11 protein-coding genes are annotated in these 12,687 nt (G+C 60.3%); 7 read left to right on the top strand and 4 right to left on the bottom strand.

Annotated features, from left to right (window positions below):
* Positions 1–7: 7 nt before the first annotated feature.
* From PU133_RS03600 to PU133_RS03620, 5 genes are read left to right on the top strand one after another with little or no spacing between them, the layout of a single operon-like run.
* Entirely contained in the window at positions 8–505 is a 498-nt protein-coding gene (locus PU133_RS03600) for a hypothetical protein (RefSeq protein WP_126007788.1), read from the top strand.
* Positions 502–1,497, top strand: a complete 996-nt coding sequence (locus PU133_RS03605) for a thiamine pyrophosphate-dependent dehydrogenase E1 component subunit alpha (protein ID WP_404863524.1) — start codon at positions 502–504, stop codon at positions 1,495–1,497. The genes PU133_RS03600 and PU133_RS03605 overlap by 4 nt, the downstream gene beginning before the upstream one ends.
* A complete protein-coding gene (locus PU133_RS03610; RefSeq protein ID WP_404863525.1) occupies positions 1,490–2,512 on the top strand; it encodes an alpha-ketoacid dehydrogenase subunit beta in 1,023 nt (340 codons plus the stop codon). The genes PU133_RS03605 and PU133_RS03610 overlap by 8 nt, the downstream gene beginning before the upstream one ends.
* Positions 2,509–3,543, top strand: a complete 1,035-nt coding sequence (locus PU133_RS03615) for a thiamine pyrophosphate-dependent dehydrogenase E1 component subunit alpha (protein ID WP_126007792.1) — start codon at positions 2,509–2,511, stop codon at positions 3,541–3,543. Before PU133_RS03610 ends, PU133_RS03615 begins: the two co-directional genes overlap by 4 nt.
* A complete protein-coding gene (locus PU133_RS03620) occupies positions 3,544–4,527 on the top strand; it encodes an alpha-ketoacid dehydrogenase subunit beta (RefSeq protein WP_404863526.1) in 984 nt (327 codons plus the stop codon). It abuts the gene before it with no gap.
* 505 nt (positions 4,528–5,032) lie between these two features.
* On the opposite strand, the gene PU133_RS03625 is transcribed toward PU133_RS03620, so the two are convergent.
* The 4 genes from PU133_RS03625 to PU133_RS03640 all read right to left on the bottom strand — a co-directional run bounded on the left by PU133_RS03625 (position 5,033) and on the right by PU133_RS03640 (position 9,857).
* Positions 5,033–5,209 (bottom strand): hypothetical protein, encoded by a 177-nt coding sequence (locus PU133_RS03625; protein ID WP_404863527.1) that lies wholly within the window; start codon positions 5,207–5,209, stop codon positions 5,033–5,035.
* 1,362 nt (positions 5,210–6,571) lie between these two features.
* Positions 6,572–8,563, bottom strand: a complete 1,992-nt coding sequence (locus PU133_RS03630) for an AAA family ATPase (protein WP_404863528.1) — start codon at positions 8,561–8,563, stop codon at positions 6,572–6,574.
* Positions 8,560–8,988, bottom strand: a complete 429-nt coding sequence (locus tag PU133_RS03635; RefSeq protein WP_404863529.1) for a hypothetical protein — start codon at positions 8,986–8,988, stop codon at positions 8,560–8,562. Before PU133_RS03635 ends, PU133_RS03630 begins: the two co-directional genes overlap by 4 nt.
* A gap of 98 nt (positions 8,989–9,086) precedes the next feature.
* Positions 9,087–9,857, bottom strand: coding sequence for a hypothetical protein (locus tag PU133_RS03640; protein ID WP_404863530.1), 771 nt, complete (start codon positions 9,855–9,857; stop codon positions 9,087–9,089).
* A gap of 407 nt (positions 9,858–10,264) precedes the next feature.
* On the opposite strand from PU133_RS03640, the gene PU133_RS03645 reads away from it, so the two are divergent.
* Together PU133_RS03645 and PU133_RS03650 are read left to right on the top strand one after the other, a co-directional pair.
* A complete protein-coding gene (locus tag PU133_RS03645; RefSeq protein WP_404863531.1) occupies positions 10,265–11,866 on the top strand; it encodes an alpha/beta fold hydrolase in 1,602 nt (533 codons plus the stop codon).
* Between the two features lie 72 nt (positions 11,867–11,938).
* The gene (locus tag PU133_RS03650; RefSeq protein ID WP_404863532.1) at positions 11,939–12,685 is read left to right on the top strand and encodes a hypothetical protein; all 747 of its coding nucleotides are present in this window, start codon (positions 11,939–11,941) and stop codon (positions 12,683–12,685) included.
* Positions 12,686–12,687 lie beyond the last annotated feature (2 nt).

Consider the following 12,687-nt stretch of genomic DNA (forward strand, 5'->3'; position numbering starts at 1 on the left):
AACGACGATGGTTGATACCGGCCCCTTCGATTTTTCCGCCGAACGCATTATGGCGGGCGGTGCCAAGGCTGACGCGAACTGGCGACGCCTCGAAGAGCACACGGTAGCGGAATGGTCGGGTGATCTTGACGCGACCATGGCAACAATGACGCGCAACGATCCGTTTCAGATCATGTATGCAACCGGTTTGAACGTGCGCGGCTTCGACGAAGTTCGAGCATTCTACAAGCGGCGTATGGAAACTTTTTCCGGCCAGGGCTTTTTCGCCAAGCGATGGGTGATCTCCGACGATGTGATCGTGGGCAACGGCTATTTTTCAGGCGCACCCACCGGCGAATTCTTCGGCGCGCCAGCAACCGGAAAGACGCTGCTCATTCCCATGAGCCTCTGGATTTATTTCGAAGATACGCTCTTGAGAGGCGAGGCCACTTATCTCGACGGCCACGAGCTGCGGCTCCAGCTTCGCGAGGGTACATCCGGCGACATTTCGGAGCCGGTCTGGTGATCACGTCTTCCGCTCCACCGGCTGATGAGCATGACCATCTGCGGCGTAAATTCCTGGTCGAAACCTATCGGATGATGTTGCTGATCAGGTATTTTGAGGAACAGGTTCGCTCATTGTCGCAGGGCGGCCTCGTCCCGGGCCTCGTCCATCTTTGCGCAGGACAGGAAGCCACCAATGCGGGCACCTGCATGCATCTTCGCAAGGACGACTACATCGCCAGTCACCACCGCGGGCACGGACATTGCCTTGCCAAGGGCGCGCGGCCCCATCTGCTAATGGCCGAAATACTGGGTCGACAAACCGGCTATTGCGGCGGCCGGTCGGGCTCCATGCACATCTTTGATCGGGAGAACGGCAATCTCGGCACAAACGGCATCGTCGGCGGCGGCATCCCACTTGCCGCCGGCGCCGCGCTGTCAGCCAAGGCCCGGGGCACGGAGCAGATCGCAGTCGCATATTTCGGGGATGGCGCTCTCAATCAAGGCCTCGTTCCCGAATGCATGAACATGGCTGCTATCTGGTCGCTGCCAGTCGTCTTCGTTTGTGAGAACAACGGCTTCGGTGAATTCACGGCAATAGAGGATGTGACCGCCGGTCAGAGCCTTCTATCGCGCGGGCAAGTCTACGACATCCCCTCGGTCGAGGTCGACGGAATGGATGTTCTTGCGGTCAGTGCCGCTTTTGTTGAAGCCCGCGACCGCGCCCGCCGAGGCGGCGGCCCGTCGTTTCTTCTCTGCAACACTTACAGGTTCGGCGGACACCACGCCGGCGACAGGCAGGATTACAAGAGCGAGGAAGATGCGCGGCTCTGGCGCGATCGCGATCCCATCCCGAAGCTCGCCATGCACTTAAAAGCGGCTGAAATCGCCTCGCCCGCGGTGCTTCAGGACATCGAGGCGTCCGTCGAGGAGGAGATTCAGGCGGCAGTTCAGTTCGCGAAGGCCTCTCCTGCACCGGAAAGCCTCGACCTGAGGGTTCAGCTTCATGGCTGAGACGTCCATCAGCACCTATCGCAGCGCGATCATCGACGCATTGGCGGAAGAGATGCGAAACGATGCCGGCGTCTTTCTCATGGGCGAAGACATCGGCAAGGCCGGCGGCGTCTTCAAGCAGACCGAGGGCCTTTTCATCGAATTCGGCGCCGAGCGGGTCATCGATACACCGATATCAGAGCCGGGAGCGTTCGGGATGGCTGTCGGCGCCGCGATGACCGGCATGCGGCCGGTCTTTGAGGTGATGTTCGGCGACTTCATGACGCTGATCATGGATCAGCTCGTCAATCAGGCGGCCAAGGTAGCATATATGTCGAATGGCCAGTTCACCGTACCGCTCGTCGTGCGCACGACGATGGGCACGGGCTCCAGCCTGGGGCCGCAGCACTCGCAGTCGCTGTACGCTTGGGCATGCCACGTTCCAGGGTTGAAGGTTGCCGTACCTTCCACCCCTGCGGACGCGAAGGGTCTCTACAAATCGGCGATCCGCGACGCAAACCCGGTGCTCATCTTCGAGGACCGCATGCTCTACGGTCTCAAAGGCCCGGTAGCAGTGGGCGAGACCTCGCTCGTTCCTCTTGGCCAGGCGGTCGTCGCGCGTGGAGGCCGAGACCTCACCGTCGTCGCTGTCGGGCGGATGGTACAACATGCGCTGAAGGCCGCCGAGCGCCTATCAGAGGATGGTATCGAGATTGAGGTTGTCGATCCGCGCACGCTTCTGCCGCTCGACGTCGAGACCATCGCGTGCTCGGTCAGGCGCACCAACCGCGCGCTGGTTGTCGATGGCGGTGCGCAGCAATACGGCGCCGGCGCGGAAATCGCCCAAAGCATCAACGAAGCCGCATTTGATTGGCTCGACGCCCCAGTGATCCGGCTTTGCGCTGAGAACATCCCCGTACCGATCAGCCGAACGCTCGAGCCGCTGGTTCAGCCCGACGAGAGCCGGATCGTGGCAAAGGTCAAAGAACTGCTGGTCGGTCATCGCTGGCCGGATCGAGAGGACGACAGCCCATGAATGATGAAATCCGACAGCGCCGCTGGACGTTCCTGAAGCAGATGATGTTGATCCGCCGCTTCGAGGAAGCGGTCGCTACTGCCGGCGCCGAAAAGGCCTTTCCCGGGCACTACCATCTTTATATCGGCCAAGAGGCGACGGGCGTCGGCGCTATGGCGGCCCTTGGTCCGAGCGACAAGATTGCAACGACGCACCGCAACCACGGCCATGTATTAGCGCGAGGCGCAGATCCGGAAGCATGTCTGGCTGAAATCATGGGGAGGGCCAATGGCATCAATCGCGGCCGAGGCGGCACGATACATCTGTGCGATCCCGAGCTCGGCTTTCTGCAGACCTCCGGTGTGGTCGGCAGTGTAGTCGGGCTTGCGGCCGGCGGCGGATATGCTTGTAAGCTGAAGGGAGATGGCAGTCTGACTGCTGCGTTTTTCGGTGACGGGGCGCTGGAGGAGGGTATCGCGTTCGAGTGCCTCAATATCGCCGCTCTCTGGGGCTTGCCAGTGATCTTCATCTGCGAGAACAACAGCGCCGATGCGCTTGGCATGGCCAAAGGCGGCTATCCAACGCTGGTGCACGCTGCCAATGATCTGCGCAGCATCCCTGGGTCGCTCGGCATCGAAGCTATCAGAGTTGATGGAACCGAAGTCGAAGAGGTGCATCGTGTAGTTGCTCATGCGGCGGCGCATTGCCGTGCGGGCAAGGGGCCCCTTTTTATCGAAACGGTGACCCGCCGCTGGGCTGGCAGCGCGCCGCTCTGGCCTGAGCTTGCCACCGGCATCACCGACATCGGCATGGCAACGGGACGAACCAAGATCGATGACGGTCCACATTCATACTGGTATCGCCATAACGATCCTGTGCTCAAACTTGCGCGGCAAATTTTGCAGGACGATCACTCAGCTCGGATGCAGATCGAACTGCTTGACGAGCAGACCCAAGCCCACATGAGAGCAGTCGTGGAGCGGGTCCACCAGTCGCCTTACCCCGAACTCGCTACAGCCACAGATTTCGTGTTCGCGCAGGGAGCCGCCTGAATGCCGCACCAGAAGACTTATGCCGCCGCTTTCGTGGATGCGCTCCTAGATAGTATGTCCGACGACCGGATGGTGACACTGATCGGAAGTGCGCCCTTGGGTCTTGGACCAGAGCGGCATCTGACGGAGGAACTTCGCCATCAGTATCCGGACCGCGTGCTAGACCCACCGACAGCCGAAGGCGGCGTCGCCTCTGTTGGCGCAGGTGCTGCAATGGCGGGAGCCCGACCTTTTGTTGATTTGCTGACCGGCAGCTTTGTCTATCTTGCGTGGACTCAGATCGTGAACGAAGCCGCTAACGGGCATTACATGTCCGGTGGCAAACTTCAGGTTCCGGTTACCTACCACTGCCTTGAAGGCGTTCGTGGTGCAGGCGCGCCTCAGCATAGTCAGAGCCCTCACGCCATGCTTTGGAATGCTCCTGGTGTGGAGATTGTCATTCCCTCGATGGCCTCCGATGTCTACGGCCTGATCCGAACAGCTATTGCGAGTCCCAATCCCACCATGATCTTCTCTCATGCGAAGATACTAGGCATTGAGTCTGACGTGCCACCGTCTCGCGCCCCAATCCCGTTCGGTAAAGCGGACATCAAACGGCCTGGTCGTGACGTTACTATCGTGGCTCTGTCAATTTGTGTGCATCATGCGTTGGAGGCCTCGGTAGAACTCGCTGAAGAGGGCATCGAGGCCGAAGTCATAGATCCAAGGACGTTGGTGCCGTTCGATGAGGAAACGATCCTTGCATCAGTGAAGCGGACCGGGCGCCTGGTCATTGCGGACGAAGTACCACAGCGAGCAAGTGCGGCATCTGAAATCGCGGCGACTGTCGTCGAGCGGGGGTTTGATTATCTGAAGGCCCCGATCTCGCGCATCACGCGCCCGGATACTCCAATCCCTTTCAGTCCCGCCCTGGAGCAATCTTTGATACCCTCAGCTCGGAAAATTGCTGAAGCTTCGCGGGCATTGTGCATGTACCGCGGTTAATAGGAACTGCGCCCAGCGAGCGCATGGCCAAGCTCTTCGCATTGTCAGAACGCGCCGGACGTCCTGGAAAATCTGTTCGACCTCACGCGGTTCGATCTTGAGGAGGCGTACCTGCTGCCATTTGACCAGTGTGAAGTTGAACGGGCTCCTGCCCCCGACATGGCCAGCCTGTTGGGCAGCTGCCAGCCGTGCTCGAGATTGAGTTCTTTGGAAATTTTCGCTTGAAGCGCGGATGATTGACCGACTTCATCTGATCGGTATCGCTCCGGCTCCAAACCGCATGGGCGATGCAATCCGAATGGTCTGACAGATGACGCCATTGCTGGAATGGCAACTCGATCCGAGCGCCGCAGCACCTGGATCACCTGAATTCTCTGATTCACATCTGGAGAATCGCGTTTCTAAAACAGGGAGTAACGGGGGGAATGCGGGGATTGGCGTTGAACGACGTTTACAAGGTCGTCTCGTAATCCTTGGGCGCGGTGGGCAACCCCGGCTGCTCATGTCAGTCAGCCATATCGCTCAGGTGTCCCTTTCTGCGAAACGGGGGCTTGGCAGCCTGGCCATAGCGCTCGATCAGCTCGTCCAGGGCTAGCTGGCTTTGGCGCTTATCGAAACCCTGGCCAGCCAGCGCTTCCAAGATCGTCTCGTACATCCAGTCTCGGTGTTCCTGTTTGGCCATTTTCGCCATCCTGATCGATCGCCAAAGCCAGACACGTGCAACGTCGTCCCGATCAGGGCGTCGCATCTCCCGCATCTCGTCACGGTAAGCCTGCTGTCGCTCACGCTGCTCCCGCCGCCGGGTGGCTGCTTGGCGAGTGCCGGTCGGCCGTGTTTCAAGAGTTCTCGTCATGTGGGCAGTCCACCCTTGCCAATGTTGACATGGGGGCAGACGGAAATTGGAGTGCGCCGATCATAGCAGGCACGTGCGGTTCGGCAGTGGTGGGAGCTGAAAGCGGTCGCGATCAGGATGAGCAGGTTTATCATTGGCAAGCGCGAGGGGCGGGATGCCCCTGCAAAAATGGTGTGCCGAAAATTCCATCGGCGCAATGCCGAGAGCCATCAATGTGGATCAGGGAATGCGCTTGCCAAAAATCCATCAAGGGCCCTCGCGGTGCTACAACAGCCACTCACGGCAAACGGCGTCCATTCCGTGAATCGGTTTTGTCGAAGCTGGAATCAAAAATATCGACAGCGATACAAATCGTAAAAATCAGATCGATGTGTCTGAATGTGCCCGCAAATCGAAATGCCTTCAGGCAACACGACCTGCAGGAGCTGCTGTCGTCGGTCGGCTCAGACCGCGAGCGACCAAAAATGGCTTTCGGTCCCAGGAACCGTGATCCTCAGGAGGTGAATATTCGGCCGTGATGTCAACACTGACGCCGCTAGGCGAAGCCGTCGGTCAGCCTGTAAACGGCGTTCATCGAAGAATCACCAAAGTCACGTCGTGAATCATCGCTGTCGGGAGCGGCAACAGCCGGTATCCCGTCACTGACGTCCTGGCTCGGGCATGCCGGTTGGACAGCGTCCGAAACGGACCATCCAAACGAACGGACGCATCCATTTGCCCTTCGACCGAACGGACTTGCTTGGCGTCCTTCGGGCAGCTTCCCGCCGCACGTCAATGCCGGGGCATGAGCAAACGCCGTTCGCCTGTGAATCGGATTTGTCGCGTCGAGAATCGCGGATATCGATCTTTGAATCGCCGAAGCACGCATCGAGAAGATGTGCGGAGACATCATCTCAATTGAGCCTGCCCCGCACCCAAATCGAAACGCCTTCATAGCCATGCTGTGTGGGACAAGCCTTCGCGTTGGTAGAGGCATCGGGCAGGGAGCCGACGTGTCGGATAAAGGCCCCTCGGCAAAGGTCGGCTGTGCCTTCATGTCAACACTTGGCATTCTTGCGGTCGACTTTGCCGGGCCTGTAAACGTCGTTCAGAGATGAATCAAAAATCTCAAGGCGCTGCCTATGGACAGGGCGGCGAGGGGCAACCAAAGAGCAGTGATCTGCTGTCGATGCCTTGCTCCTCGGGTCACGATCATGCTGCGTTCACAGCTTTGATCGCCGCCCTTCGCTTTCCGGCCTTCCGTTGCCGTTCGATGAGCGGCCTCACTTCATGACCTTGCATCGATCCACGGCGGATCAAATGCCTTGCGATCGACTTTACGAACTGCCGATCACCAGCGATCAAATCCGTTGCGGTCTTCAGGCTGGTCTTCAGGACGGCATCCACGCGCTCTTTGAGTTTGAGGTCGGAGCGACGAAGTCTATCCAAAGAGAACGCGTCTTGTGCGTCATGGAAGACCAAAGATGGCCCAAATCCCAGACACGCTTCCATCATCGTGGCGAGATCGGTCACCCGCTGCAAATCGCTGCTGGGCACGGCTCCCGCGCCGTCGGCATGATCCCCGAAAAACACAGTCTCCGCTGCCATCCCGGCCATCAGAATGGTGACCTCTTCTAGATAGCTTGCACGTGATCGCCGCTTCAGCGGCTGCTGCTGAATCGTGACGTGGCCGCCTGGCCCAGCATGTTTGCGTCTGAGGGTGCGGTTGATCTCAATCAACTCGACGCCGCGCCCGAGTGCAGACGCCACCACAGCATGTCCGGCTTCATGGATCGCCATGACTTCTACGAGCTCGTCGGGCACGATGATCTCTTCGGGGAGCTCCGCCATGAAATCGCCGACGACAACGGCCCGGCGTTCTTTCCGCGCACGTCGCCTCGCTCGGCGACAGAGCGCTTCGAGGTCAGCACCCGACCAGCCATCGGTCACGGACGCGATCTTCTCGACGACGTCATCTGCCAGCCCATCCGGCTGATGGACACGCAAGATCACTCGTCTTGCAGTCTCATCAGGGAGTGGGATGTCGATCTGCCGATCTAGGCGTCCAGGGCGCAGAAGCGCGGGGTCGATCCCGTCGCTGTGATTACATGCCCCGACAATGACAACGCCTTCGCGATCATCAAGCCCGTCGATGCATTCAAGCAAACCGTTGACGACCTGGATCGAATAGCTGGCGTGATGGTCACTGAACCTTGCGCGGTCACCGATCGAGTCGAACTCGTCGATGAACAGAATGCTCGGTGCATGTTTGCGGGCCTCCGCAAAATCCTTGCGCATGGCCTTGAGGAGATCACCGAGATGACCGGTCGCTTGCCATCGTGCAACAGACGCCGCGACGAGATGCGCCTCGCAGCTCTTCGACAGTGCCGCTGCAAAAGTCGTCTTGCCTGTCCCGGGCGGTCCGCACAGAAGGACGCCACGATCGACGTCGGCCCAGGCGAGCTCTCCGGCTTTCCATGCAGCCAGGTCAGACGCGAGGTCGAGGCCCCATGTTTGCGCAGGTCCATAGCCAGAAAGTTCCTGAAGCGTCATCGAACGCGGCTGCCGCGATGATGCGTCGGGCTGCTTTAACCGACTCTCTTTCGCACCGTCTTCCGCGATAGCCGCTTCGACTTCATCGATGATCTCTGTGACTGATCTCCGTCGCCCCGTCGCAAGCGCGACGAGATCAATCGGCAGGCGCGCAATACGATCGATCTCCGCGTTTGTGGCGGCCAGGCCGAGACACACTTTCAGCGCCGCCCGCCAGTGAGCGGGCGTCGGAGGCTGCATTTGCAGCACAGCGTCAAAACCTAGGCGGCATCGGTGGGGGATGAAATCTAGACTATGCGTCAGCAGCAGATACCTCGGCATCTCCATCAGCCGGACGGGCAGATCCTCAAGCCAAATGGAAGACGTCTCGGCATCCACTGGGTCGACGTCATACTCGAATAAATCCTGGAGATCGGGCTTACACTCAGACAACGCGCGCCTCGCAGCGCTGACCAGTGTCTTGGGCTCAAAGCCAGGCGGGACGAGCAAGATAAAGCGGCCCGGTTGGCCGGAGCGGAACGCCACTTCATTGCGAAGGGCGCGAACGATCATGGCGCGGCGCAGGAAACGCGCAAGGCTCATGAAGCTCTTGCGCTCCTGCCGCTGCGACTGATCGGTGATGCGTCGAGGAAACAGAGCGTAGGCTTTCATGCTGCACCTCCGATCAAGCTGTTGGTGTTTGGCTGGAGCCGGACGCGTCCTTCTGGATCGGTGATGTGCAGAAGCGCGCGACGGTGGATGTGGCTGAGGACGAGAAGGGCGGCGTGATCCCCCGCCAGCCCGTGCCATCCGAGTTGCGTCAGGATCACGTTAGGAACAGAACCTGGGCGGAAATTGCCCATCCGTGCGAATTGCATGGCAAGCCCGATGAGCACTGCAGCATCTGGCAACGCAGAAACGAGACGGGTCTTGCCGGATGCAAGACGTGCTTGCCCGACGACCTGATCGTCAGCTCCACGTGGGTGTTGAGAGCCAGCGGGTGACCGAGCAGGGGTTTGCTGGACGGGATGAGAAAGGTGTTCGTCGGACGCGTCCTCGGCAGTGGTTCCGACAGGAGGGTGGATAGATTTTTGCATGACACAGCTCCGCTGCTGCCGCTGCTCGTGTTGGCGCGGCGCAGTTCAAACGATGATGAGGGATGAGTGGAGAAGGGCAGGGGCCGAGCCCCTGCGCCTCAGGCGCTAGCGCTGATCGGGTGCAGCCGCGCGAGTCCGACAGGGGCCATGGTCGCGGCCCGGCGGTGTTGGGGTATTCGCTTCGTGCCGTTACCGAGATCGTCGTCGTCATCAACGTCGGTCAATGCGGCGTCGCCAGATGACAAATCTGAATCGGCCATCGGTGTGAGCCGAGACAGGCTGAAAGTGCCGATCGCAATCTCTCTCAAAAGCGCGTCGACAGCTGCACGATAGACAACGCGGCATTGCTGCAGATCAGCCGCGAGGCCGGGCATACCGAGCAACGCGTCTAAATGGCAGAGACCGAAAATGCCGTCCCCGTACGAAGAGCGACTGTCAGCCAGATCAAGGATGGCGATCTCGGTACGCGTCACCATAGTTCGCTGATGCTCGGTGTATAGGATCTGCGGCGCGACCAAGGCCGCCGCCAACATTCGGTTCTTCAGGTGATTGAGCTGTCTGTTGCCGGAATAAGACGAGAGAGACCGTTTGACGTCAACAATGATCGCGCGGCTCGTCTGTCTCTCGATGACGATCAGGTCGGGACGATAATGGCGCGTCGCCCTTCGATCCGGATCAACCGCCAGACTCGACAACGAGGACCACTCGTTCAGCGCCAGCATGCGCTCGGCCTCATCGAGCACGGGTAAGTCGATGCCGCTTTCGAGAACCCTGAATCGGGGCTCGGATGAGACCTTTGCCCGTAGCCGCTGTTCGAGCATGCGTGCGGCGATTGCTCGGTAGAGCCCTGACTCGGGCAGTTTTGGCATAGAGTCCCCCCCCTGTCCGTCAGCTCGAACTGTCCCGCTCTGTCCGCAGTTGTCTACGTGAAGGCCGTTCAGGAGCCTTCTCGATTGCTAAACATGCTTCCGATTCGGCTCATGTCCATGCCGACGTATCGCGGCATGGATCGCAATCCTTGGCGGCCGATCCAGCGGTTGTTCATGCTCGCAAGCGTGCTGCCAAGCAGGGATCATTTGGCCGCTATTTGGTTAGGGCGGGGGCTGCTTTCCGATTAGACTTATGTGGCGAACGGCAGCCTTGACTTCGATCTTGCGAGACGCAAATTCGGTGGGGTCGGCAGCGTGGATCGTATCGAGGCGCGCCGCTGCGATTGCTTGCCTTGGTGCCCTCGACGACGACTATCGCCCTGATCCACAAAAGCCGGTGACGCGCAGTGCCAAGATCGGAGATCGATGCCAAATATCGCGCCTTGGTGGATGAGGTCGAGGCGACGATGAGCGATCCGGGTGGTGCCGCTGTTTTGGCGCGGAACCTGCAGGATTTGCCTGAGCTTCTGGCAGGCCTGGATCGCAAGACACCAGAGATCGGACCGATCGAAGTGCTGGTCGATCGTGGTGGTCGGCTCGTCGGCCAGAACGCCGCAGCCGAACAGCGCCTGGGCCTCATGCTTGGGGATCGCCTGCAGGATATCGCCATGTCTCCGCAGGCGGCGCAGCGGTTTATCGTGAACCGGGACAAGGGCGCGGTCCCTCTGCTTGTCGCCGACCCGGCCGGCGGAACGATCCTGCTTTTTGGCCAGCAGCCTGCGGACGCTGACAGTCCGATGTTGCTGACCGAAGTGCAGCGTGGCATCGATGCCGCGATCCGCGCGCGACTTTCCGATGCTGCGGGGCTCGCCGCTTCTGAGAGGCAGCTTCTTAAGGGACTGATGCAAGGCAAGTCGGTTCAGGGCATCGCGCGCGAACTCGGGCGTACCGAAGGCACCGTGCGCCAGCAGTTGAAATCGATCATGGCCAAGATGGGGGTGAATTCGCAGCAGCAGCTGATCTCTTCGGCCTATGCCTTGACGCTGATGTACCGGCAGACCGGCTCGGTTCCTGCCGAAACGTCCCCGCGGCTGCAGGGTGCAACGCTGCACAATGGCAGGCATGGCGTGGTTGCCCGACATGATTTCGGGTTGCCAGACGGCGTGCCTGTCCTTTTTTTTCATGGCGCGCTGTTCGGTATAACCGCCGTGCCGGGCATGATTGCGGCGGCGCAGACGCTTGGCCTGCGGCTCATCGCGCCGGAGCGTCCCGGATACGGGCATACCGTCCTTGGGGATCATCAGGATCCCGTCGCGCTCGCGGTGCAGCAGGCGGTCGATCTTCTGGATGCGCTTTGCCTATCGAAAGTGGTGGTGCTTGCTCACGACATCGGCACCCGCTTTGCCGCGCGCCTGGCGCTCGACGCGCCGGATCGCGTAGCCGCTGTCATTGCGGCGCCGGCCACGCCGCCGATGCAGACCTGGTCGCAGACGGCAGACATGCCCACGCGGCATCGCGTCAATGCATGGGCCTCGCAGCATCTGCCGGGTCTGATGGACAAGATCGTGGCGCTCGGGCTTAGCCAGATTGCCCGCGCAGGTGTCGAAGAAATTCCCCGCCTCGTCTTCGACGGCTGCGATTTCGATCAGGCTATCCTCCGTCAGGATGGGGCTGCCGCAGTCTTGCAGGAAGCTTTCGAGCTGGCTTGGGCGCAGCGCGGGGCCGGATTTCGTGCCGACATGCGCCTGACCAACGAAAACTGGCACGACGAGGCGGGCTGCATCAATGTGCCCTTCCTGTGCCTGCATGGGGAGGAAAGCCGCACGGTCAGCCGCAATGCGGTCGAAGATCTCGCGCGAACCCTGCCGAAAGGACGCTTCCGCTTGGTCGAGGCGGCGGGGCACAGCCTGCCTGTCAGCCATCCGGCGCTCATCTTGCGCGCTGCCCTGGCGGCCGCGAACGCAGCCGGTCTCGAGCGTGATGAATTCGGCTTTCGGGATCACAGCTGACTACCAGATGGTAGTTTCACGATCGCTAATCTTGCGCCTAGTTTCGGGAACAAACATCAACAGGATGTCCCCGTGCGTCATCTCAAAGTCTGCGCTTTTCTCATCATCGCGCTTGGTGCGCTTCCGGCACATTCTCAAAGCATCGGGGTCTTCACCCCGGGGGATGAAGGTCGGCCCTTTGAGGATGTATATGCCAGCGGGCTCTACTCCGCCAATTGTGTCGAAGGAGCGGGTTGCACCTGTGCTACCTTGCCGATCAACGGGGCAGAACTCGCCGTGGTCATGGGCATCGCGGCCGTGCCAGCCGACACGGCAGGCGTCTGGGACAGTCCGGCAAGCGATCTCAGTCTGACAAATGAGACCGCCGATGCCCTTCATGCGCGTTTTGGCGGGACCGGCTACTGCCCGCAAACCGCGCTGGAACCTGTGGACGGCCAGTGGCAGGATGGCCAACCCTTCGATATTACCGTGCAATGCGGGCCGATGGGCGAGATGTTCCGTCAGGTGCTGGCGAACCAGACCCTCGTAACGGCCCGTCTCGACTGGAATGGCGTGTTCTCGGGCGATACGATCCAGACCGCTTTCATGGCTGCTGATCCCGACCCGGAATATACGCCCCATGATTTCAATGACCTGACGCCGGTCGAGACGATCGGTACCGCGACCGCGCAGACGGAGATGGGCGCGATGACATCGACCGGGCGGATGCGGCTTTTGACGCCGCGCCTGTTTTCGGTGACCTGGGACGTGAGCGGTTCGACCGAATTCGGCCCCTGCAACTGGTCCACCAACCAGCTTGTGACATGGGTCGGAGAATGACG

The organism is Georhizobium sp. MAB10 (assembly GCF_045012825.1).
In the GTDB taxonomy this organism is placed as follows: domain Bacteria; phylum Pseudomonadota; class Alphaproteobacteria; order Rhizobiales; family Rhizobiaceae; genus Georhizobium; species Georhizobium profundi.

Coding starts and splice junctions, on each gene's coding strand:
- PU133_RS03600 (WP_126007788.1), top strand. CDS start 8: ATGGTTGATACCGGCCCCTTCGATTTTTCCGCCGAACGCATTATGGCG.
- PU133_RS03610 (WP_404863525.1), top strand. CDS start 1,490: ATGGCTGAGACGTCCATCAGCACCTATCGCAGCGCGATCATCGACGCA.
- PU133_RS03615 (WP_126007792.1), top strand. CDS start 2,509: ATGAATGATGAAATCCGACAGCGCCGCTGGACGTTCCTGAAGCAGATG.
- PU133_RS03620 (WP_404863526.1), top strand. CDS start 3,544: ATGCCGCACCAGAAGACTTATGCCGCCGCTTTCGTGGATGCGCTCCTA.
- PU133_RS03625 (WP_404863527.1), bottom strand. CDS start 5,209: ATGGCCAAACAGGAACACCGAGACTGGATGTACGAGACGATCTTGGAA.
- PU133_RS03630 (WP_404863528.1), bottom strand. CDS start 8,563: ATGAAAGCCTACGCTCTGTTTCCTCGACGCATCACCGATCAGTCGCAG.
- PU133_RS03635 (WP_404863529.1), bottom strand. CDS start 8,988: ATGCAAAAATCTATCCACCCTCCTGTCGGAACCACTGCCGAGGACGCG.
- PU133_RS03640 (WP_404863530.1), bottom strand. CDS start 9,857: ATGCCAAAACTGCCCGAGTCAGGGCTCTACCGAGCAATCGCCGCACGC.